Raw genomic sequence first — 21,541 nt, forward strand, 5'->3', positions numbered from 1 at the left:
CCAAGCCAAAACAAAGCAGATCAACAGCAACAGCAAGATCAAAAGCAACACCGAACAGCAACCCAGCCCCTGGCCGCTCCGCGGCAGGGGCTGTGCTGTTTGGGAGTGCGAAGAGTTCAGTGTCAGCACCGCTTCTGGACATGGCAGCATTACCCCATGGAACAAAGCCCCCGTCGCGTCGCGATCAGGGGCTTGTTCTATAACATGGTTCTTCGCTGTCGGCGTGGGCACCGCCCACGCGGCAATGTTTATTTGGTCACCACCAGGCGCTTTTCATCCGTATACAGCGTGTGCACGGGCAGGTCATCAGCCTTCATTCGCTCGTACGCCGGCTGCTCCAGCACGGTTACGGGTGCGGCTTCAGCGCGCCAGCGTTGTTCAAATGCATTGAAATCGATCAGCTTGTCCGGTTCGGCTTGTTGCCCGAGCTTGAACTCGTCCTGGTAGTCGACCAATTGAACTGTCCGCTGCAGATAGAACGGCAGGGTCTGATCGTAGTTCTGCACGCTGTAGACGGTGCTGCCGGTGGCAAGCAAGGGGCGCACTACGCTGGCCAACTGGTAGCTTGATTTGCGCGTTGCGTATTCCTCGTGGCCGAGCAAGGGGAGCTGCGCGGCGAGCAGGCCGCTCAAGGCCAGCACTGCAATCAATGCGCCGCGCTGTTGCTTGCAGTGCAGCCATGCGGTGACGGCAGCCGCCAGCAGCAATACCGCGCCGGTTGCATACAGCCAGATGGCGTAGCGGGCTTCTATCGTGGCCACACCGGCAGCGTCGGCACGCGATGCCAGGTGAGGGGGGCGAGCAATACGGCGATGCCGGCCAGCAATAGCGAGCAGACGATACCCCACACCGTTTTCTTGCCCATGCCGGGCAGGAGCGGGGCAGCCAGCATGGCCAGCGCGGGAAACATCGGCAGGATATACGCTGGCAGCCTGGAGCCGGAGATGGAAAAAAACACGAATACAAATCCTGCCCAGGCCAGCAGCAAGCGCTGGATCTGGAATTGCGCCGCGGGCTGCTTTTGCCAACCTTGCCAGCATATGCCCGGCAGCAGTGCGCTCCATGGCAGCAAGCCGACCAGCAGGATGGGAATGAAGAAATACCACGGGCCGATGCGTTGTGCCTCATGCGTGGCGTAGCGCTGGAAGTGTTCGTGGATGAAGAAGAAGTGCGCAAATTCAGGACTGCATGCGGATACCCGTGCAAACCAGGGCGCGGCGATGACGAGGAACAGTGTCATGCCCATCACCGGATGCAGCCTGCGCCAGATTGCCCAGTGCCGCGTCCACAGCGTGTAGATCAGCAATGTGGCGCCGGGTATCACGAGGCCGATCAGCCCTTTGGAGAGGGTCGCCAGCGCAACGGCTGCCCAGCAGGCCAGCATGGCGAGGTGGCGTTCGCGCACCGTGCTGTCGTCCTGTTGTGCCCGGACGAATGCACACAGCGCCATGGTGAGGAAAGCCGAAACGCCCATGTCCAGCGTGAGGAAGTGGCCATTGCCTATCCACCATGCGCTGCTGCCCAGCAGGGCCGCGCCACCCCATGCGATGGTATCCCGGTCGGGTGCGTGGCGATACAGGCGGCGCAGCGTGCAACAGGCGCGGCAAAGCCGGTCAGCGCGGGCCACAGGCGGGCCGCAAAATCCGTTTCCCCGAACAGCCTGAAGCTGCCGGCGGTTGCCCAGTATTGCAGTGCCGGTTTTTCGAAATACTTGATGCCGTTGAGGCGGGGCGTCAGCCAGTCGCCGCTATGCAGCATTTCCCGGGCGATTTCCACATAGCGCCCCTCATCCGGTGTGATGAGCTTGCGGTACCCCAGCGTACCAAACCACAACATGGCAAACAGCAGAACCGCGAACCATCTGGTCCAGCGGGAAGTGGCAAAGGTGGACATGCACGCATCTGAGGTTGCGGAAACCCGGCGATTCTGCGAGCGGAAGCGGGGGTTTTTGTGATGGTTCTGTCCGCCTTTTGTGAATGCGGGTTGGTGGCTGCCAAGCGCCGATCAGCTGGCGCGGCTGAGCGGTGCAAGTGCCTGGTGGCACGACGGTTATCCGGCCAGCCGATGGCCATGGTTTACGCGAGGGTGTTGCGGCCGGCCATGGCCTGGACTGCGCCCAGGCAACCCAGCCCCGCCAGCGTAGCTTCCACCGCCTCTTCCAGCGGTGTATGCGGCTCGGTACCCAGTATTGCCAGCAGATGCGTGTTGTCCATCAATACAGGCGTGCGCCACAGGTAGCGCATCTCGCGCATTTCCCGCAGCGTGGTCACGAATGGCGATGCCAGCGTAAGCAGCCACCATGGCAGCGCGCTCACGTTTGGTTGCTTGCCACCCTGCTTGCTGACCACCTTGCGGATGGCCGTGGTCATTTGCGTACCATCCGTATCCCGATGGCCAGCCATATGGAAACGGGCAAACGCCGACAGCGTGGCGCGCTTTGCGAGCAAGGCCACCATGGTGCGGGCAACGTCCGGCAGATATGCCCACTGGTGTGCAACGCCAGGCTGCCCCGGATAGCTGATGCTGCGGACTGGTTTGCCGGGCTTGATCAAGCCTTGCGAGAACCAGTTGTTGCCGGCCCTGGGGCCGAAGAAATCACCAGCGCGCACGATCAGCACACGGGCCCCTTGCTGGCTGGCCTGTTGCAACCGCTGCTCCATGGTGACGCGGATGGCGCCCTTGCGTGTCAGCGGCTGTTGCGCCGCCTCTTCCATCAAGAGCGGAAAGGCATCCGGCCCGTAGTTGTAGACGGTGCCGGGCAGCACGATGGTGGCATTTTCATGAATGGCCGCGGCGATGGTGTTGTCCAGCATGGGCAGCACCAGCTCGGCCCAGCGGCGGTAGCCGGGCGGGTTGACCGCATGCACGATGACCGAGCAGCCTTTTGCCGCAGCCAGCACATCCTGGCGGTTCAGCGCATCGCCCCGCAACCAGGTGATGCCATCCCTGCATTCGCTGGCCTGTGCAGCACCACGCTGGAGTGCCACTACCGCCCAGCCGGCATCACGCAGTTGCCGCGCTACTTCACCGCCGATGCCACCGCTTGCGCCCAGTACCAGTACCTTCTGATTGTCTGCCATGTTGTTGCCCCTTGTTGATCGCCGTTGCAGGCTGTTGGCCTTTGATCGGCGGGTTGTCGATGACTGTATTCTGCGCGGGGATCACTTGGTTTAAAATTGCCGTAAATAAACCATCGGCTATGCATTTTTGTATGACTGAACAAGTGGCTTGGGAGTTGTACCGTTCTTTTCTGGGCGTGCTGCGGGAAGGATCGCTATCTGGTGCAGCGCGGGCGCTGGGCATTACGCAACCCACGGTGGGGCGGCATGTCGTGGCGCTGGAGCAGGCGCTGGGGGTGACCCTGTTCACGCGCTCGCAAACCGGCTTGCTGCCGACGGAAACCGCACTGGCCATGCGTGCCGATGCCGAGGCGATGGCCAATATGGCTGCTGCACTGGCACGCTCAGCCAGCGATCATGGCAATGGCGTGAGCGGCGTGGTGCGGGTGTCGGCCAGCGAGGTAATCGGGGTGGAGGTGTTGCCGCCCGTCCTCGCCCGGCTGCGCGAGCAATATCCGGCGTTGCAGATCGAGCTGGTACTGAGCAACCGGGTGCAGGATCTGCTGCAACGTGAAGCGGACATCGCCGTGCGCATGCTGCGGCCCGAACAGGCGCAGCTGCTGGCGCGCCGCATCGGCGAGATCGAACTGGGCCTGCATGCACACCCGGTTTACCTTGCCCGGCACGGTGTGCCACAAACAGTGGCAGATCTTGCCGCCCATGCCGTCATCGGTTACGACCAGCCGACCGCGTTCATCCGCAAGCTGGGCAAATCGGTGCAGGCGTTTGACCGGGATACGTTCGCACTACGCGCCGATAGCGATCTGGCACAGCTGGCGTTGATCCGCCATGGCGCCGGCATCGGCATGTGCCAGGTGGCGCTCGGCCGCCGAGACGGCCTGCAGCGGGTGCTGCCGCAAGCCTTCTCGCTGCAGCTGGAAACCTGGATCACCATGCACGAAGACCTGCGCCACAGCCCACGCTGCCGGGTGACTTTCGATGCGCTGGCAGAAGGACTGATGCTGCACCTTGCTGGCTAGGCTGTGCCGCCTGTTGGGCGGATCAAGCCTCAGGCATCGCTGCCAGATCATCGCCAATCTGCAGCATGCCAGTCAGGCCGATTTCATCCAGAAACCGCTGGCTGTGCGAAACCACCAGCAGCGCACCCCTGTATTGCCGCAGCATGTGTACCAATGCCTGCAGGCTGGGCAGGTCCAGGTGGTTGTCCGGTTCGTCCAGCAACAGCAGGCGCGGCGCGGGGCTGGCGTATAGCTCGGCGGCCAGTGCCACTTTCAGCCGCTCGCCACCGCTCAGTTGCGCGGCAGGCAGCAGAACCCTTGCCGGGTCGATGCCGATTTGCGCCAGATGCATGCGTGTCGCCGTATCGCCGAGCGTGGGGTTGCATGCCTGCAGCCAGGCCAGTGCGGTGCGGGCCGGGTATTGCAAGCCGGCATGCTGATCGAGCCAACCGATGACCGCTGGCCGGATGACCCCGCCCGCGCTGGCCGCCAGTTGCCCGGCAATCACCCGCAGCAATGTGGATTTGCCGCTGCCATTACAGCCGGTAACGGCGATGCGTGCCGGGCCGGTGAGTATGAGGTTGATGGGTGCTCGCTGGCCATGCGGCAATACCAGGTTGTGAAGCTGCAGCACCGTGCTGCTATCGGGGATGCTGCTTTCCGGTGGCAGCAGCAGGCGCTGCAATGGGGGCGTGTATTGCTGCCGTAGCGTGGCCAATTGTTGCTGCAGCTGTGCCTGCGCGGCGTGCTGCAGCTGGCGCAAGCGGCCCTGGCTATGCTCGCTGCGTTCGTGGGCAGCATCGATAAGCAGTTTTGACTGGTTGGCATCGCGTGCGGCGCGTGCACCGTGGGCGGTACGGCGGTGCTGGCGCTCCCGCTGTGCAATCAACGCGCGCTGTGCACGCCGGGCAGCGGCTTGCCCTGCCGCCAGGGCATTGCTGGCCGCCTGCTGCTGCGCGGAGTGCATGGCTGCATAGTGACTGTAATTGCCGCCGTAGCGCTGCAGGCCATGCGCATCCAGCGCGATGATTTCATCGGTGTGTTCGAGCAGATCGCGGTCGTGGCTGATCAGCAGCAACTGGCCCGGCCACTGATCGATCTGCGTGGCCAGTCGCTGCTTTTGCCCCCTATCGAGGTGATTACCCGGTTCATCCAGGATGAGGAAGTCCGCGCCGGATAGCCAGGCACCCAGCAATGCCACACGCTGGCGCTCGCCGCCGCTGAGATCTTTAGTTGGCGCATCCGCGTGCAGATGGGGCAGGCCGGCTGCGGCCAGCGCGCCATCCAGTTGTGCTGCGCAATCCCAGCGCTCCGCCACGCAGGTGTAGTCGGCTTCGTTGAGGCTGCCGCTGGCAATGCGTGCCAATGCGGCCAGCACGGGAGCGACCCCCGCCAGCGCAGCAACCGTGGGGTATGTGGCAGGATCCGGCTCTTGCGCAACGTGATAGATGCGGCCGCCGCGTAGTACCTGGCCGCTTGTTGGCGCGATATCACCGGCAAGCAGGCGGCCCAGCAAGGTTTTGCCACTGCCGTTGGGGCCGATCAGGCCGGTGCGGCGCGCGGTGAACGTATGGTTGAGCGTATCGAGCAGCGCTCTGCCATCCGGCAGCGTGAGCGACAGCTTGCGCAGCGCCAGCATTGGCGTGTGTGTGGGCGCGTGCGTGCTGGAAAAGGCGGTGGTGCCGGATGGCTGCACCGGCATTGCTGTAACAGCGGGGATGGCGCGCGTGGCGCCGGGAGGGGAACGATGCGGCATGGATGCTCCTTGTGGCAAGGCTTGGGCCCGCTAAGGCGGGATGACAAGGCCGTGCACGGCACGGCGGCATCAATGGCGCATGGTGAAGTGTCCTTGAATCGGTCCCGCTATTCTAGAACCGGGGCGGCGTTGCGGCGACGGAAAAAATGACAGTAACGCCAGGGCTCGGGCGGCAATGCTCATTCGGGCAAGGTGTTATGGTCACCATGCCGGATGCACATGGTGGCCACAACGCGATGGGTCAGCTTACCGGGTCAGGCTATGGATCAATCCCCCTGATCCTCCACGCTCAGCCCCGGCACATACGAGCGGGCCAGGCGGAAGCCCATGGCGGGATTGCCATACTCGGGATCGACCGGTGCGCGATCGGTAATGTGCATGTCGGTGCCGTTATCCCAGCTGGCGCCACGCAGGATGCGCTTGGGGTCCGTACCGGTGCCGACCGGGTTTTGCTGTGCTGCCGTGGTAAACACGCGCTCCTTGTCGGTTGTCCATTCCCACGCATTGCCGGACATATCGTAAAGCCCCAGCGAGTTGGGCATGAAACTGCCCACCCGTGCCAGCCGTGGCACGCCGTCGTTTACCGTGGCCCATGGCGTGATCCAGTCCGGTAGCGCGCCCAGCAGCGCTTCGAAATACGTTTTGAAGCTGGCATCGGCAATGTTGGCCGCCGGTTTGCCATTGATCAGCGGCACGCCATTGCCCCAGGCATTGATGATGTCCTGGCCGCGATCACGCGCCGCGTATTCCCATTCGGCCTCGGTAGGCAGCCGGTAGCCGATCACCTTGCTGATGTCGGTGGTGGTATTGCCGGCGGCATCCAGCAGATCGCCGGTGGTTTCGTTGTAGGCCTTGGGCCAGCCTTTTTGCTGGTTCAGCCAGTTGATGTACTCGATGGCGGCAAACCACGAGATATTGACAACCGCGTGTTCACCGCGCCCCAGCTCGGTGTCGCCCAGGTCGAGCGAGCTGGCCGGTGGCAGTTGCGCGGCGCGGGTATAGCGGTCGAACTGGCGGAAGGTGACTTCCGTGCTGCCGAGGTAAAAGCTCGACAGCGTAACCGGGTGGATCGGATATTCGTTGGGGTAATTGACCGGGCCCGCAATCGTGGCGCCCATGATGAAGGTAGCACCCGGTACCCGCACAAACTGCTTTTGCTTCACACCGGTGCCCAGTGTTTTCCAGGCCGCTTGCGCACTACCCGGCGTTTCGCCCTGCGTCCACCACTGCGCCTGGTAGAGCTTGCCGTTGAACAGCACCACCGCGCCGGCTTTGTATGCGCTTGCCGCTTGCCACGCGCCAGCACCGGTTTCGTCTGCAGCGGGCTGCCAGGCATCGGTGGCGCTGCCGGGTGCGTTATCCCGTGTCCACCAGCGGGCTTGCCATTCCTGGCCCTGGTGGCTGACGATATCGCCCTGCGCATAAGCAGTGCCGGCTTGCCATGCTGCCGCCATGGCGCCATGCATGCCAACGGCCAGCAGCGCGCCGATGATCAGTTGCTGTAGCCGCTTGTGCGCGGGTTGGCCATTTGCTGCATTGTTGCTGTGTATATGTTGATCCATGATATTACCTCCAGCTTTGGTTATTGGACCCATAGCCGATCATTGCCGACTTTGCGGGAAGAAAACAGTGTGCATGGGCAATATGCCGTGCACGATTTTTTATTCATCGGGATATTGGGGATATCGGCTAATTATCATTGCTTGATAATATTCTCCTTTCGTGATGGTTGATGAAATCAAGTTGCTATCGAATTGCTTGCGCGCAGCAGATTTCCTACGCCGCTGAATGGCGTATTCAGAGGTCATTGATAATGGTTAAGCCGGTATGTTTTCCGGAAACATTAACCAGTTATTACTTCGGGCGGCAAGCACCACATGCGCATTGCGGCTTTAATGCAAACTCCGATCGAAAGCCGGCTACGATGACATGGATGCATTGGTGTCAGCAAAGCGGAAAAAGGTGCTTCCTGCATGCACCTTGTGGTTTGTCAGCTTACTCTGTTGGGGGGCGGGCCATTTGCATCCGTGGTAACGGCACGGAGCAAGCCACGAAAAGAGCAGCATTCATCGTTCGCTGTATTGGCGATGGATATCCATTGAATCGATACACGGTGTCTGGCGTTTTCTGGAAGGGCAGAATTGGATTGGCGGAAACATTCCAGACCGGGCAGATGCCGGGGTTCATATAAGCATGCCGGAATATATCGCTGCTTTGCAGTTGATCTGATCGGTTCGGGCTTTGCGTGTAGCGGATTTTCCGGGGCGAAGCACGGCAAAATTAACTGCCATGTCACTGCTATTTGGCTGGGGAGCGGTGCATGTGCCGGCTATAACAACAGGCGGAGCGCTTTTCATGGCCTTGGTTGATTTGCCTTTGCACACGACAGAGTTTGATTCCTCGCATTACCCCGACTGGAGAACTGGAATGACCATTACCGGCAGTTGCCATTGCGGCAAGACCGCTTTCCGTATCAATGGCGAGATCCCGGCGCAGCTCACCCGCTGCACCTGCTCTTTTTGCGCCAAGCGTGGTGCGTTGTACGCGTATTACGCGCCGGAGCAGGTTGAGGTGACCACCCCGGACGGCGATGCCCTGTACCGCTGGCAAAGCAATATGGTTGCGCATCACTTCTGCCAGGTATGCGGCAATGCCACTTACTCGGACAGCCCGGCGTTCGAGATGGATGGCAAATGGGATGGCAAAACGCGCCGCATCGCCGTCAATGCACGGCTGTTCGATGAGTTCGATGCCGCAGAAGCCCCGGTCACCGTGATCGATGGTAAAAACCTCTGGTAGCTGAGCGCAAAGCCATTGCCCGGGAGGCAGCATGAAAACCATCGGCCTGATCGGCGGCATGAGCTGGGAATCCACGGTGCCGTATTACCGGCAGATCAACGAGGTGATCAAGGCACGGCTGGGCGGTTTGCACTCTGCAAGGCTGGTGCTCTACAGCGTGGATTTCCATGAAATGGAGCGCTTGCAACACGCTGGCGACTGGTCTGCGGCCGGCGCATTGCTGGCCGAAGCGGCTGTCGCGCTGCAGCGGGCCGGCGCAGACTTCCTGGTGCTGTGCACCAACACCATGCACAAGGTGGCGCCGGCAATCGAGGCGGCGGTGGCTATCCCGCTGTTGCACATTGCTGATCCCACTGCTGCAGCCATCCGGCATGCGGGGCTATCGACGGTGGGCCTGCTGGGTACGCGCTTCACCATGGAGCAGGATTTCTACACTGGCCGCTTGCGTGGTATGCATGGCATGCGCGTGCTGACGCCGTCCGAGCCAGACCGGGCGCTGGTGCACCGGGTGATTTATGAAGAGCTGTGCCTGGGCCGGGTGCTGGCCGATTCCCGCCGCCAGTTTGCCCGCATCATGGCTGAGCTGGCCGACCAGGGCGCGCAGGCGATCATTCTGGGCTGCACGGAAATCTCGCTGCTGGTGGGGCAGAGCGATGCAATGGTGCCGCTGTTCGATACCACGGCGATCCATGCGCAGAGTGCAGCAGAATATGCGCTGGAAGACAGCAAGCCACCCGGTGGCTGAGCCCGCCTAGTTTTGGGGCGGCAGGCAATGCTGCACGCCGAAGCGGTCCCCTACATGGCTATACGCGCTTGTCCTATACCGGCCTGCATGCAGCTCCGCAACAATGCCCTATCGTTGCAGGAGAGCCGATCATGTTGCCGCAGACCATCCCCGATTTCATCCTCATTGCCCCCGCCCGCCGTGGCATGCCGCCGCGCTGCATCCTGAAGCCACGCTGGCTGGACGAGGCCGAGCCGCAATGGCAGGAAGAAGAGCAACTGGAAGCCGCGCCGGCTTCCACACTGCATTGATTGCTTGAACACATAAGCGGGTCTGCAGCAGGCTGAGCCCGCATCAGGGCAAAGCCCGGGTCTCTCCCGCACTGATGAGGAGAGATGCCATGCCTGTTTCCATGCCTGCATTGTTGAATCGCCGTATCTGTACCGCGGCCGTGCTGGGTGCCTGTGTGGCGCTGGCCGCATGCGGGGGCAGTAGCGACGGTGATGCCGTCACACCGACCCCGGTTCCGACGGCCGTGCCGATCACCCCGACGCCCGCACCCACACCGGCACCGCCTATCGCCTCTGTGACCGTACTGGTGGAGGCACCCGCAGGTCTGGACGGCGCGCCGTTCAACGCGCCGCGTACCGCGCTGGTGCCGCCAGGTTTCGGCTTGCGCGTGGTCGCGCGTATCGACGGTGCACGCTTCATGGCCGAGGCGCCCAACGGCGATCTGCTGGTGTCCAAACCGGGTGACGGTACCATCCAGCGTGTAGTGCCATCTGCTGCGGGCAGTACCGTCAACCAGTTTGCCAGTGGCCTCAAGCAGGGCCACGACATGGTGTTCCACAGCGTGGGCAACACGCAGTATCTGTACATCGGCGAGACGGACCGCGTGAGCCGGGCGCAGTATGTGGACGGTGACAGCGTGTTGCGGACGCGCAGCACCGTGGTGGCGGATTTACCCGACAGCTCGTTACCGGAACTGAACGGCAGCTATGGCCATGCGCTGAAGAACATTGCATTTGCCGGCAGCACGCTGTTTGTCTCCATTGCATCGGCTACCAATGCCAGCCCGTCCGACATCCAGGCCAACCCCAAGCGCGGCGCCATCTACGCGTATCAGGAAGACGGCAGCGGCATGCGGCTGTATGCACAGGGCTTGCGCAATGCCGAGGGGCTGGCGATCCACCCGAGCACCGGCGAGCTATGGGCGGCGGTGAACAACCGCGACAATATCCGTTACCCGCTCAAAGACGGCCGTTTCCCGTACAAGGCGCTCGATGCCGCGTATTACAACGATAACCCGCCGGAGCCTTTCACCCGGGTGCGTGATGGCGGCAATTACGGCTGGCCGTACTGCAACCCGACCGCCGATGCCGGCAGCAGCAATATGCCGTTCTATGCGGATGTGGAAAACAACGAAGATCAGCTGGTATTTAATTGCGGCAATGCAGACCGCATCAGCAAGGGCCTGCCCGCGCATTCCGCGCCGCTGGGCATGAGCTTCTGGACGGGCAACAATGTACCGGCGACTTGGCGCAATGGTGCGGTGATCGGCTTGCATGGCTGCTGGAACTGTACCGAACCGCGTGGCTACAAGGTGGTGTACCTGCCGCTGCGGGCCGATAACAGCTTTGGCGATCCGCAGGACCTGGTAACGGGTTTCCTCACCAACCCGGCCAATATCGCCAGCCGCTGGGGGCGCCCGGTGGACGTCATTCCCAACCGGGCTGGCAATCTGTATATCTCGGATGACTATGCGGGTGCGGTGTACGAGCTGTACCGCAAATAGGGATGACATAGCTCGGCGGCGGGCGGGGCGGTGATGCCATTTGATGGCTGCGCCGCTCCCGGCTGTTCTGAGCTGTCCTGTTCTGCGTTGTCTAGGCCGGGCGGACTACCAGTTGTTGATCAGCCGCACTGCCGGCGCTACATCCACCGCATTGCCGATACGCTGCAGCGTGCCGATCATGGCCACATCGTCCATCGGGATATTGCGGCCCAGCGGCGCGGATAGCCGCTGGTAATTGGCCTCGCCCAGCAACTGGCTGGCCTGGAAATCCGCTACTTCATTCACGCCGTCGGTCAGTACGTCCACCAGCTTGGGCGCCCACTGCGCCAGCCCCCAGTTTTCCTCGCCATCGATATGCGTATTGCTGGTGCCAGTGCCCAGCGACAGCATGCGCAGCGACGACAGCGGGATGGTGGGATGGCGGTTTTCAACCGGCGATCCTGCGTTTGCGCCAGCGCACACATGCTGGGGTTGTTGGCGAATACGCCGCCATCGACAAAGCCATCGTAAGAGCCGAAATAGGTTGGGGCGGCCGAAGTGCGCATCGCCACCCGGTAGGCGATTTCGCCGCCGTCATCGCTGCCATCCACCGTGGGCAGGTTGTGGAAGACCTTGGCACGCCAGCGGCGCTTGGCCGGATCTGGCTGCATGCGGTCGTCCACATCGAAAGACGCAATCACCACATTGCCCTTGCTGCCGTCGTCGCTCAGGTAATCGCGCAGCCGGGCGTTATCCAGCAGGCCATGGCAGACGTCCTCGCGGTTGGTACTGTCGTACTTGGGGCCGGTGAGCTCATCCAGCGTGGTGACTTCTTCCCACAGGCTGCGCTCGAAAATCATCCCACACTTGCGCAGGTACACATCCATGATGGCCGCCGGTTCCATGCCCTTGGCCAGCCCTAGTGCGATTAGCGCGCCGGTGGAAGTACCGGCATACATATTGATGCCGCTGCGCCAGCCGGGCACGGCCTTGTCGATGTTTTCCAGTATCGCCAGCGGGATGATGCCGCGCAGGCCGCCGCCGTCGATGGACAGGATGCGGTATGGGGCTGGGTCGGGGGTCTTGGGCATGCGGGGCTCCTGCCGGTATGTTGTGATGAGCGTATTGCCGCGGTCTGCCTGCTGCTGGCCTGCATTCAGGGGGCGGCGATCCAAATACCGGGCAGTATAGGATGGCTTGCTCATTGCTGCCGTTTGCCACGAAACGGCTTACTAGTGCCTTTGTTTTCAGCTATTGCCGGCGCGGGGCACTTGTGCCAGTTCGCCTCCGCGATCACAAGACGTTGCTGGCGCAGCTGCAATACCCTGCATTGCATGTGCAATGGCGGCATCGACCGCATAGCCGGCAGGCAACAGATCAGGCGTGGCGGTGGCCAGCTGGAATGCGCCCGTCATCAGCGCCAGCAGACCTGCGGCAATCTGCGTGGCAGCGGCGGGATCGCGCTGCTGCTCAAGCAATGCCTTACGCAACAGCGTGGTCAGCGTGGCCAGTTCCGCAGCCATTGCCTGACGGTACACGGTGCGTACTTCCGGCTGGCGCACAGCCTCAGCGCCGATCATGACCCAGGCGGCAACCAGCGTCGGGTCGGCGCCGTCGCCCAGTCCCAGCCTGGCATGCAGATAGGCCCTTAACAGTTCGACCGCATCGTTGCCTGCTGGCTGCCCCTGTCCGGCACCGCTACCGGCATGCTGGCTGGCTGCGCGCTGGCTGGCGTAGTCGCTGATCGATTGCACCAGCGACACCAGGATTTCCTGCTTGTTTTTGAAGTGATAGTGGATCAGCCCCGGTGCCAGCCCGGCTTGCCTGGCAATCGCCTGTATCGTGGCTTTTTCATACCCCAGTTGTGCCAGAACCGGCTGCATGGCTGCAACGATTTGCGCGCGGCGTGATTCGGTATTGGGTTGGCGCGGCATGGCGCTGCCTTAATTGGTTGGTCAACCAAATTGTAGTTGTAAAACCGGGGTTGAAGGTGCTAGTTTTGCAAAATTGGTTGATTGACCAAAAAATCGGAGGCTCACCATGCCGACCAGCTTGTTCTGCCGGCTGCTTGATCCGGCCGCAGCAATACCACGTTGCGAGTTGACGGAAGCGTTGCCCGGCCAGCCATTGTTTTGCCAGGTGATCAGCCATTTCCTGAGTGCTGCCGAATGCCGGGCATTGATTGCCGCCAGCGAAGCGCGTGGTTTTGCCGGTGCGGATACCGATTATCCGCCGTCTTACCGCAACAACGCGCGCCAGGTGGTGGATGACGCGGACCTGGCTCAACGCCTGATGCAGCGGCTGCGCGCATTTGCGCCAGCCACGCTGCAAGGGGATGGCGTGCAGTGGCGGCTGGCGGGCATCAACCCGCGCTGGCGTTTTTGCCGCTACCAGCCCGGCCAGCACTTTGCGCTGCATCAGGATGGCGTGCATCACCACACCCGGACAGTGCAAAGCCGGCTCACTTTCATGATCTACCTCACCGATGGGGCCGCGTTCGATGGGGGCGATACCGTGTTCTATTCGGCAGGCCCCGGTGGCGATGCCACCGGGCAGCCCGCGCGCGAAATCGGCCGTGTGCGCCCGCGTGCCGGCAGCCTGATCGTGTTCGACCACGCGTTGTGGCATGCCGGGGCGCCGGTCAGCGCTGGCGTAAAGCACATCATGCGTAGCGATGTGCTGTATCAGCGTGCGGATGATGTGGCGCCGGATGACGGCGTGCTCAACCGGCATGCTCAGCCATTTCAGCCTGGCCACAAGGGCTATGTGTGGGCGCTGGCTGCGCTGGGCGATCAGATCGCCAGCGGTGGGCGTGATGGCGTGATCCGTATCTGGACTTCCTCCGGCCGGCCATTGCGGCAACTGGCCGGGCACGTGCAATCCGTGCTGGGGCTGGCATGGCTACCTGATGGCAAGCTGGTTTCCGTGTCGCGCGATCGCAGCATGCGCTGGTGGGATGCCGCATCTGGCCGTTGCCTGCACACCGTGCAAGTGCACCAGGCGGCGGTATTGAGCGTGGCGGCCTTGCCTGGCGGGCGTATTGCCACCAGTGGTGCCGATGGCTTGCTCAAGCGATGGGATGGTGCCGGGCAGTTGCTTGGCAGCAGCACCGCCCATGCCGGCTGGGCCTGGGTGGTACAAGCCTTGCCGGATGGCGGGCTGGCATCTGCCGGTGAAGACGGCAGTATCCGGCTCTGGAACGATGATGGCTGCCTGCGCGCAGCCATCACCGGCACGCAGCCGCTGCAGGCATTGGCGGTGTCGGCCTGCGGGCAGTACCTGTGCAGTGGCAGCACTGCGGGGCAGATTACCGTGTGGCAGGCGGGGGCGGGCGGTTGGCGGCAACGCGCGCAGTGGTCCGCGCATAGCGCGGCCATCCGCCGCTTGCGCTGGCTGGATGCGGCCACGTTGGTGAGCACCGGCGAAGACAACTGCGTCTGCGTATGGGCGATGCCCGGCCAGCAGTTGCAGTACTGCGCGCGCCACGGCAACTTCGCGACCGACGCCATATCGCTGGCCGATGGCAGCCTGCTCAGCTGCGGCTACGATGGGCAGATCCGCCGGCATGAATGGCGGCGGCCGCCCGGGGCGAATGCGTTGTTGCATCAAGATTTGGCGGTCACGGCATGAATCATTCCGCAGACACCACCCTCTTGGCTGGCGAGTGCATCGACTGGCAGGCTAACTGGCATCAGGCATGGTCTGCACTCGGCTGCGTGCCGGATACCGCATTGTTGCCTGCGCTGTTGCAACGTTATGGCGAAGTGCACCGTCATTACCACACGCTGCAGCATCTGGCGGAATGCCTGGCGTGGTGGCAGCAGGTGCAGCACCTGGCCGAGCGCCCGGCGGAAATCGCCATCGCATTGTGGTTTCACGATGCCATCTACGCGCCACGCCGGCGGGACAACGAGCAGCAAAGTGCCGACTGGGCGCGGGCCGCCGTGTTGGCTGCCGGTGGCAGCCTTGCCATTGCCGGGCGTATCCAGGCGCTGGTGATGGCCACCTGCCATCATGCGCAGCCGCTTTCGCACGATGCACATCTGCTGGTGGATATCGACCTGAGCATCCTGGGGGCGGGTGCGGTGCGGTTTGCCCAGTACCAGCAGCAAATCCGCCAGGAATATGCGTGGGTGCCGGCGTTGGTATTCCGCCCCAAGCGGCGCGCGGTGTTGCTGGGGTTTTTGCAGCGCCCGCAGCTTTACGGCAGCGCGTATTTCAACGCGCTGCTGGAGGAGTGCGCGCGGGCCAACCTGCAGGCAGCCGCCCGGTGGCGGAGCGCATGATTGGTTCTGTCATCAAACCCGTGGCAGTCTGCGTTGATGGCATTGAGGTCACTACACGGGAGCAGAGCATGGGCGCGTGGGCGGTTGATTCTTTTGGCAATGACGATGCGGCAGACTGGCTGTATGAACTGGCCGATCAGCAGGATCTGCAACTGGTCCGCGTGACCATCGGCCAGGTGCTGGCAGCAGAAGGCTACCTGGATGCGCATCACGCGAACACCGCGCTGGCCGCAGCCGAAGTGGTGGCCGCAGCGCTGGGCCACGCTACTGCGGCCACTGCCGGGCATGAAGAGATACAAGGCTGGCTGGCCCGCGCGCAGCCCCTGGCCGGGCCGGCACTGGTGCTCGATGCCATCCACGCGATAGACCGCATCGTTGGCGCACAGTCCGAAGTACGCGAGTTGTGGGCGGAATCCGAACATCTGGCCGCCTGGCAAACCGAAGTGGCCGAGCTGCGCGCCACGCTGCAGATCTGCTATGCGGAAGTGGCTGCGCGCATGCGCTAGGCGCGGTGCTTCGAGAGCCGTTGCTGTGCCGGGCGGGCATGGGTATTGCATTCAGGGCGAATTGATCGCGCGAGCCATCAATTCCTTCTCCAGCAAGGCTTTTTCCGATGTACACCGCCCGCGTGCACTGTTTGCAATGGCCTGCCGATTGGCCAAAACCTGGTGCTATCGAGGCGCTCAGGCGGCTGCTTGTTCCGGCATGGCGACAGTGCGGCGCCGCATGCGGTTTGCCAGCATGATTCCCACCAAGCCCACACCCATCAGCGCATATGTTTCAGGCTCCGGCACAGCAGGCACGGTATCGGCATCCGTATAGGTGGTCAGCGTGCCGGTCCAGTTTTGTGGGTACTTGTTCAGCATGAAAAACGCGGAATAGCCCACGGCGTAGGGCAGATCAATCGTTCCCTTGAACACCGGGCCTGTAAATCCATCAAGGAGAAAGGTTGACCACCTGTATTCGCCATTGCCTGCCAGCACGACATTCAGGTTCCAGAATTTGCCCGGTGTCCATCCGGTATTCGAGGTCAACTCGAAGTTCAGTACGCTGGCAGCGCCGTTGCTGTTGTCGATATCGACCCATTGCAGCGGGTATTTTGCCGGCTCCAATTGGATGGTGGTGTAGGTGGCGTGGCTGCAGGCGGCGAGGGCGAATAGCGCTGCGCCAGCTAGTGTTGCGAAAAGGCGGTTCATGAATAATCCTTGTTGGTTTGAATGCAAACAAGGCACAAGTAAGCCCTGTGTCTTGTGAGGAGCATGATCACCTAGTTGGATAGTTTACTGATTTTTCATTTCAAATGACTGACACAAGTTGAATGAAATTTATGGCGTGCGCTGATAGAGGGGCTGCCCCAACTGATCGATGTTGCAGATTCACCACCCGCCTGGATCGATCTGAAATGTGATGCGGCATCAACTGATGCTGTCAGGCAAACTGCATCGGCATCGGTCTGGCATCGTGCCGGGCAGTAACGCGTTGCTTGCGGCGCCCAGCCAGCAATGCTCCTGCCAGCCCCATGCCTGCCAGCGCCCAGGTTTCCGGTTCCGGCACTGGCGGTACTTCCGGGCCGGGTGGCACGTAGTCGGGGTCGGGGTTCAGGCTCAGGTACAGGCTGCCGCGTCCGGTTTTTCCCGGGACCCCGTTGTTGAACAGATAGTGATACGTTTGCGGTCGGTTATCCGTCAGGAGCATCGGGCCGAACGTGCAGATCTCAGGTCATGCGGCCACGGGCAGCGCCAGCCGCTGTGCTTGCGCAGCATGGCGCTTGCGGCGTGCTGCCAGCAGTGCGGCACCAAGGCCGATGCCCATCAGTGCCCAGGTTTCCGGTTCCGGTACCGTGGGGCCGATATTGATGTCGAAGTTGCCCTGCCAGTTGGCATTGTTCAGGTAAACCGCATAGGCGGCGTAACCGTATGAATTGGGCACGTAAACACCCCCGTAGCCGCTGCCGGTGTTGCCATTATTGGCATTGAAGCCCACCCAGTGGGCATTGCTCCATTGGGGGTCGAACGGGTTGAAGGCTTCTATATACACGCCGATGATATTGTCGAGCGTCCAGCCGGCGGCAGGGGTGATGCGAAAGCCGGCAACCGCCGGGGTGGGCGAGCCCCAGGTGTTGAAATCGGTGAGGTAGCGATCCACGCGGACGGCATTGGCGGCTTCCGGTGGCAACGGGTCGTAGACGGCGTGGCTGCAAGTGGCTGCAAGGGTGAATGCGCTGGCTAGCAGTGTGCTGATCAGGCGTTGCATGGCTGTGCTCCTTGAGAGATTGCGTTGGGGGCTTGCGGGTAAACCAGTCGGGCTGCCGCTACTTGCCGCAGCCTTGCTCGCATGAAGGGCATGGCGATGCAGCCACCATACCCCGCAGAGCGCTTTAAGCTGCGATCAGCCCTGCAGTTTGCTGTGCAACAACTGCTTTTTTGCCAGCACTTTTTTTGCGACGGGCCAGCAATGCGCCAGTCAGGCCGATGCCCATCAATGCCCAGGTTTCCGGCTCTGGTACCGGCGCTACTTCAAGTGCCAGCGTGCCTTGCCAGTCATTGCTGGCGGTGATGCCGAATGCATACCAGTATTTCTGGTCGCCCATGTAGAGGGGCAACGAGAAACCTTGCACATTGCCGCCATTGCTCAGATCGCTACGAAAAGTTTGTTCGCTGGTCGAGCCGTCAGCGCGGAAGGCGCCCCACCAACTGGTGACTTGGCCCGCAGTGGTATTGAGGAAGACGCTGGCGATATGGTCGTTGTCATAGCTGAAGGTAAACGAGCCAATAGCTGTCTGGCCCGGCGTAATGGCAATGGTTTGCAGGTTGGCCGGATTGTAGGCGGCCTGGCTGATACCGGCGGTTGCCACGAGGGCAAGTGCCAGCAGGGTTTGGGTAAAACGCATGGATAAAACTCCTGTTATGGGATGGTTATGGCCAGGCAGGGGGCAGATGCGCCCCTGCAGGGTTAACGCCAGCGCACAAGCGGTTCTGGCCATGGAGGGACTTGGTCTGGCGGGGGTGCCTGGTTGCTTGTTCTGGGACTGCCTGGACGGCGCAATTTCAGGTGGCCAGCGCGGCCTGGCCACCTGAGGACTGTGTGACAAGGGTGTTTTTCTTGCGTCTGCGTGCCAGCAGCGCACCGGTGAGGCCGATGCCCATCAATGCCCACGTTTCCGGCTCGGGCAGCGGATAGGTATTGGCGAGATTCAGGCCGCCAGTCCAGCCCGGTGTGGCCAGGATGCGGAACGCATAGGAATAGTGACCGCGGTCCACGGGGACAACGAAGGAGTAGCTGGTGCTGCGGGTACTGCCTTCTGCAAAGCTTTGTGAGAAGGTTTGTTGTGTATCGCTGCCGTCCAGCCGCAGCACCCCTTCAAAGCCCAGGATGGAGCCAATGGCATTGGCGTTGCTCCCCAGGGATGCATGCATCGAGCCCGTATGCTGGTTGTCGTAATGATTGAAAGACAAGCCCGTATTGCCCACAACCCATGCAACACCGTTGGTTGGCACTACGTTGAAATGCTCGAATACCGTCGGGTCGCCGTTATACCAGGCATGGCTCAAGGCAGCTGTACCGGTCAGGATCAGGGCGAACAAGGTCTGGATGATGCGCATGGTTTGGCTCCTGGAAATCGCAGTCGGCAGGCGGAACGGGGCGTACCGTGCCTGGCTCAATTCCGGTATCCGGAAATAGCGCAGCAGGCCTGCATAAGCAATTGTTTATTTACAGTGGGCTGATATTCCGATGACGAAAATCATCGGCATCGCTGGGGCCAAGCATGGCATTCCGATAAATGCACGACAATCCGCCGTGATTTCCGTAAGCATTTGTAGTGGACAGGAATCACCCCGCAAACACGCAAACTTGCTGGCATCGGCCGCCGGAGAAGCGGCGCAGATATGCCATGTCATTTTTTACGATGCGCTTTGGTAATAATCTGTTTTGCGAAAATGCAGGGCCATTGCTATGGAACGACACCGAAGCCGTATCGCCAAAGCCGCACAGGCGTTGAATTGGCTGGTTTTTCAGGGGTATTGCACTGATGGATGTGCGAGATGGGTGGTGCCGATGCCGGGTACTGGGATTGAATCCGAAGGGGCGCAATTGCTGGTATTTGCACAGCAGGTGCAACATCCGCGCCACATGAGGCGGGGTATTTTGCTTTCAATTTAGAAAGAAAATGTAATTTTACATGAAAGAATCATATTCAAACCGGGCACCTGCCGCGCTGCAGCCCGCGTCAATGCTGGGATCGTCTGATGCATTGCAGCATGGACAGGTCCATGCCATGCGAATATCCCGACCATGCTCAATGCGCTTTTTTCGGCGCCATACAGCACTTGGGTGTACCTGCGGGATGGCTTGCCGCTTGCGTGCCGCCTTCAAGGAAGCGGAAAATTTGCCACGCCGGCAGGCTCACACCGGCGCTTGAGTCACCGTAAAAAGCGGCAAAGCCAGATCGGGTGGGGTAACAGCGCGGTGTGCTTGCGAAGTCCGCCGCCCGGCACGGTGGCCGGGAGGCGAGCGTCAGGCCCCAGTGTGTACGGTGTTGTTGCGCCAATGCCCGCCAATCCCGCTTCGGGTGCAGGCCGATTTGCAGCAGCCATTTTTCTATACCCGTGTACAGCGCCCATGGTGGCAGCTTCTTGCTGCCATACCACTCAACCTCCGCGCATTCCAGGCAGATCACCATGCTGCTGCGCAGTGCGGCGCCCTCATAAAAGCGGAAGGTTTGATGCGGGTTGAAGATGCAGGCGCTGAACATATCCTGCGTCGGTGTCGGCATGGCTTCCGCCATCGCCAGCAATTGCTGTTTTTGCAAGGCATCAATCGTGAACTGTGCATACACCGGGATCACCGTGCCCGGCAGTAGCTCACCTTGTCCGTCCCCAGCTTCATTCTCATTGGCATTGGCATGCTCCAGCACCCCGATCCGGCTGGCGCTGCGTATCGCCTGCGCCAGCGCATCCCGGTATTGCCGGCCGTCGTTGGCATATGGATCGGCGGGCTTGGCCTGCGCCCACCAGCACAGCGCACCAGCGATGGCGCAGGCGAGCATCAGCACGGCAACGAGCAGCAAGTTTTTTTTGCAGGCATGAACGGGGTAGCGGAGGCGATGGCGTGCGAAGGGGGGGTGATGATTTGCTGACAATGTTCTTGTCATGTGTTGATTTCAATTCAAATAAAATCTTACCATCATTGAAAATTAATTTGATCGTAAGTTAAGCGTCCGGTATAAAGCCGGGGGCGTATACCTTGCCCGCTTTCTGCCAAGGCAGGTGTTGCGCCCAGCGTTGACGCTGCCCGCATCCGCTCGCCAGTCAATCTACCCAGGTTCAAGCACCCATGCTGTCCACATTGTTCATGCCGATTCTGTCCCGCTTGTTCAGCCTGCTACCTGAGCGCGGGCGCTTGCTGCAGGCGGCGCTGCTGAGCGGCGTGATGGCGCTGGCGCAGGCAGGGCAGGGGGCGCACTGGGAGGTCAAATCAACCAACACCGACGATCCCTACTTTGACCAGATCATCGGGTATACCCCGCCGGTTGCATATAACGAGGTGGGGGGGTATGCGGGCTTGGTTCTCATGCAGACATTCCCCCCAGGCGGCAATATCATACGAATCGATGGGGGCGGGGATGGTGGGAATACAATTGAACAAGGTGGTTTTCTCAGCTACTACTACTATCGCGATGCTGCTGGCTATCTGGGCGTATATGGCCATAGTTGGGAGGCTTCCTATGTTGGCAACTGCCCTACCGGCCAGTTCTTCGGCCCGGTCAGCCACCGCTGCCGCCCGATCTGCAGCGCTGGCAACTACCTGAGCAAAAGCTTCGGCGGCTGCCGCATCCGGGCGCAGTGTGCCGCCAATCAATCGTGCGATACCGAAGACGTCGATGACGACCAGGGCCAGCGTTGTCCTCTGACTGCCAACCCCGTCAACACCGCCACCGGCAACAAGTTCCAGATCGAACCGGATCTGACTTGGGCACCCGGCCAGACCTTCACCCGTTATTACAACAGCGGCAGCCGCATCGACCTCGGCCTGGGGCTGGGCTGGCGCCACAGCTTCAGCCGCCGCATCATCCCCTCCACCGACATGGCCCCGGTCATCGCGGCGCAAGTCCCCGATATCGCCG

The 21,541-nt window shown here is 61.6% G+C and carries 25 protein-coding genes; 10 read left to right on the top strand and 15 right to left on the bottom strand.

Translation table 11 applies throughout. The features are described 5' to 3' along the window. Nucleotides 1–248 precede the first annotated feature (248 nt). From IGB42_RS21225 to IGB42_RS21240, 4 genes are all read right to left on the bottom strand, one after another. On the bottom strand, nt 249–761 hold the full coding sequence (locus IGB42_RS21225; protein WP_159675526.1) for a hypothetical protein: 513 nt from the start codon (nt 759–761) through the stop codon (nt 249–251). Then, nucleotides 749–1,588, bottom strand: coding sequence for a phospholipid carrier-dependent glycosyltransferase (locus IGB42_RS21230; protein WP_255461553.1), 840 nt, complete (start codon nt 1,586–1,588; stop codon nt 749–751). The genes IGB42_RS21225 and IGB42_RS21230 overlap by 13 nt, the downstream gene beginning before the upstream one ends. Then, a complete protein-coding gene (locus IGB42_RS22475; RefSeq protein WP_159675538.1) occupies nt 1,501–1,893 on the bottom strand; it encodes a glycosyltransferase family 39 protein in 393 nt (130 codons plus the stop codon). Before IGB42_RS22475 ends, IGB42_RS21230 begins: the two co-directional genes overlap by 88 nt. A 182-nt stretch (nt 1,894–2,075) precedes the next feature. After that, nucleotides 2,076–3,080, bottom strand: coding sequence for an SDR family oxidoreductase (locus IGB42_RS21240; protein WP_159675540.1), 1,005 nt, complete (start codon nt 3,078–3,080; stop codon nt 2,076–2,078). Between the two features lie 131 nt (nt 3,081–3,211). On the opposite strand from IGB42_RS21240, the gene IGB42_RS21245 reads away from it, so the two are divergent. Then, on the top strand, nt 3,212–4,099 hold the full coding sequence (locus IGB42_RS21245; protein ID WP_159675542.1) for a LysR family transcriptional regulator: 888 nt from the start codon (nt 3,212–3,214) through the stop codon (nt 4,097–4,099). A 22-nt stretch (nt 4,100–4,121) separates the two neighbouring features. On the opposite strand, the gene IGB42_RS21250 is transcribed toward IGB42_RS21245, so the two are convergent. Together IGB42_RS21250 and IGB42_RS21255 are read right to left on the bottom strand one after the other, a co-directional pair. Beyond that, nucleotides 4,122–5,834, bottom strand: a complete 1,713-nt coding sequence (locus IGB42_RS21250) for an ATP-binding cassette domain-containing protein (RefSeq protein WP_201800046.1) — start codon at nt 5,832–5,834, stop codon at nt 4,122–4,124. 266 nt (nt 5,835–6,100) lie between these two features. Next, on the bottom strand, nt 6,101–7,396 hold the full coding sequence (locus tag IGB42_RS21255) for an SUMF1/EgtB/PvdO family nonheme iron enzyme (RefSeq protein ID WP_159675544.1): 1,296 nt from the start codon (nt 7,394–7,396) through the stop codon (nt 6,101–6,103). 865 nt (nt 7,397–8,261) lie between these two features. Between IGB42_RS21255 and IGB42_RS21260 the strand changes: the two genes are divergently transcribed. The 4 genes from IGB42_RS21260 (at nt 8,262) to IGB42_RS21275 (ending at nt 11,152) form a co-directional block, all read left to right on the top strand. After that, nucleotides 8,262–8,633 (top strand): GFA family protein, encoded by a 372-nt coding sequence (locus IGB42_RS21260; RefSeq protein ID WP_159675546.1) that lies wholly within the window; start codon nt 8,262–8,264, stop codon nt 8,631–8,633. A gap of 31 nt (nt 8,634–8,664) precedes the next feature. Continuing rightward, nucleotides 8,665–9,378, top strand: a complete 714-nt coding sequence (locus tag IGB42_RS21265; RefSeq protein WP_159675548.1) for an aspartate/glutamate racemase family protein — start codon at nt 8,665–8,667, stop codon at nt 9,376–9,378. 131 nt (nt 9,379–9,509) lie between these two features. Further along, nucleotides 9,510–9,668 (top strand): hypothetical protein, encoded by a 159-nt coding sequence (locus IGB42_RS21270; RefSeq protein WP_159675550.1) that lies wholly within the window; start codon nt 9,510–9,512, stop codon nt 9,666–9,668. An 89-nt stretch (nt 9,669–9,757) separates the two neighbouring features. Further along, on the top strand, nt 9,758–11,152 hold the full coding sequence (locus IGB42_RS21275; RefSeq protein ID WP_159675552.1) for a sorbosone dehydrogenase family protein: 1,395 nt from the start codon (nt 9,758–9,760) through the stop codon (nt 11,150–11,152). A gap of 105 nt (nt 11,153–11,257) precedes the next feature. Here IGB42_RS21275 and IGB42_RS22060 read toward each other — a convergent pair whose 3' ends face one another. From IGB42_RS22060 to IGB42_RS21285, 3 genes are all read right to left on the bottom strand, one after another. Beyond that, nucleotides 11,258–11,458 (bottom strand): hypothetical protein, encoded by a 201-nt coding sequence (locus tag IGB42_RS22060; protein ID WP_201800047.1) that lies wholly within the window; start codon nt 11,456–11,458, stop codon nt 11,258–11,260. Then, nucleotides 11,446–12,222, bottom strand: coding sequence for a patatin-like phospholipase family protein (locus IGB42_RS21280; RefSeq protein ID WP_201800048.1), 777 nt, complete (start codon nt 12,220–12,222; stop codon nt 11,446–11,448). Before IGB42_RS21280 ends, IGB42_RS22060 begins: the two co-directional genes overlap by 13 nt. 156 nt (nt 12,223–12,378) lie before the next feature. Further along, on the bottom strand, nt 12,379–13,065 hold the full coding sequence (locus tag IGB42_RS21285; RefSeq protein ID WP_159675554.1) for a TetR/AcrR family transcriptional regulator: 687 nt from the start codon (nt 13,063–13,065) through the stop codon (nt 12,379–12,381). A 106-nt stretch (nt 13,066–13,171) separates the two neighbouring features. Here IGB42_RS21285 and IGB42_RS21290 point away from each other — a divergent pair, with 106 nt between their 5' ends. From IGB42_RS21290 to IGB42_RS21300, 3 genes are all read left to right on the top strand, one after another. After that, a complete protein-coding gene (locus tag IGB42_RS21290; RefSeq protein ID WP_159675556.1) occupies nt 13,172–14,761 on the top strand; it encodes a 2OG-Fe(II) oxygenase in 1,590 nt (529 codons plus the stop codon). Further along, nucleotides 14,758–15,417: an N-methyl-D-aspartate receptor NMDAR2C subunit gene (locus tag IGB42_RS21295; RefSeq protein ID WP_159675558.1), complete on the top strand. Its 660-nt coding sequence runs from the start codon at nt 14,758–14,760 to the stop codon at nt 15,415–15,417. The genes IGB42_RS21290 and IGB42_RS21295 overlap by 4 nt, the downstream gene beginning before the upstream one ends. 68 nt (nt 15,418–15,485) lie before the next feature. After that, entirely contained in the window at nt 15,486–15,923 is a 438-nt protein-coding gene (locus IGB42_RS21300) for a DUF4259 domain-containing protein (protein ID WP_159675560.1), read from the top strand. Between the two features lie 177 nt (nt 15,924–16,100). Here the strand turns inward: IGB42_RS21300 and IGB42_RS21305 are convergent, their stop codons facing one another. The 5 genes from IGB42_RS21305 to IGB42_RS21325 all read right to left on the bottom strand — a co-directional run bounded on the left by IGB42_RS21305 (nt 16,101) and on the right by IGB42_RS21325 (nt 19,019). Further along, nucleotides 16,101–16,640: a PEP-CTERM sorting domain-containing protein gene (locus IGB42_RS21305; RefSeq protein WP_236822689.1), complete on the bottom strand. Its 540-nt coding sequence runs from the start codon at nt 16,638–16,640 to the stop codon at nt 16,101–16,103. Nucleotides 16,641–16,845: 205 nt separating this feature from the next. Then, nucleotides 16,846–17,112 carry a PEP-CTERM sorting domain-containing protein gene (locus IGB42_RS21310; protein ID WP_159675562.1) on the bottom strand — a complete coding sequence of 89 codons (267 nt, stop codon included), beginning with the start codon at nt 17,110–17,112 and terminating at the stop codon, nt 16,846–16,848. A 24-nt stretch (nt 17,113–17,136) separates the two neighbouring features. Further along, entirely contained in the window at nt 17,137–17,670 is a 534-nt protein-coding gene (locus IGB42_RS21315) for a PEP-CTERM sorting domain-containing protein (RefSeq protein WP_159675564.1), read from the bottom strand. A 124-nt stretch (nt 17,671–17,794) separates the two neighbouring features. Then, nucleotides 17,795–18,307, bottom strand: a complete 513-nt coding sequence (locus IGB42_RS21320; RefSeq protein WP_159675566.1) for a PEP-CTERM sorting domain-containing protein — start codon at nt 18,305–18,307, stop codon at nt 17,795–17,797. Between the two features lie 157 nt (nt 18,308–18,464). Further along, the gene (locus tag IGB42_RS21325; protein ID WP_159675568.1) at nt 18,465–19,019 is read right to left on the bottom strand and encodes a PEP-CTERM sorting domain-containing protein; all 555 of its coding nucleotides are present in this window, start codon (nt 19,017–19,019) and stop codon (nt 18,465–18,467) included. A gap of 130 nt (nt 19,020–19,149) precedes the next feature. On the opposite strand from IGB42_RS21325, the gene IGB42_RS21330 reads away from it, so the two are divergent. Continuing rightward, nucleotides 19,150–19,338, top strand: a complete 189-nt coding sequence (locus IGB42_RS21330; RefSeq protein WP_159675570.1) for a hypothetical protein — start codon at nt 19,150–19,152, stop codon at nt 19,336–19,338. A gap of 376 nt (nt 19,339–19,714) precedes the next feature. On the opposite strand, the gene IGB42_RS21335 is transcribed toward IGB42_RS21330, so the two are convergent. After that, nucleotides 19,715–20,485 (bottom strand): hypothetical protein, encoded by a 771-nt coding sequence (locus IGB42_RS21335; protein WP_159675572.1) that lies wholly within the window; start codon nt 20,483–20,485, stop codon nt 19,715–19,717. A 266-nt stretch (nt 20,486–20,751) separates the two neighbouring features. Between IGB42_RS21335 and IGB42_RS21340 the strand changes: the two genes are divergently transcribed. Beyond that, a partial coding sequence (locus tag IGB42_RS21340; RefSeq protein WP_201800049.1) for a DUF6531 domain-containing protein occupies nt 20,752–21,541 on the top strand: 790 nt, incomplete at its 3' end.

Source organism: Andreprevotia sp. IGB-42 (assembly GCF_009848685.1).
Classification (GTDB): Bacteria; Pseudomonadota; Gammaproteobacteria; order Burkholderiales; family Chitinibacteraceae; genus Andreprevotia.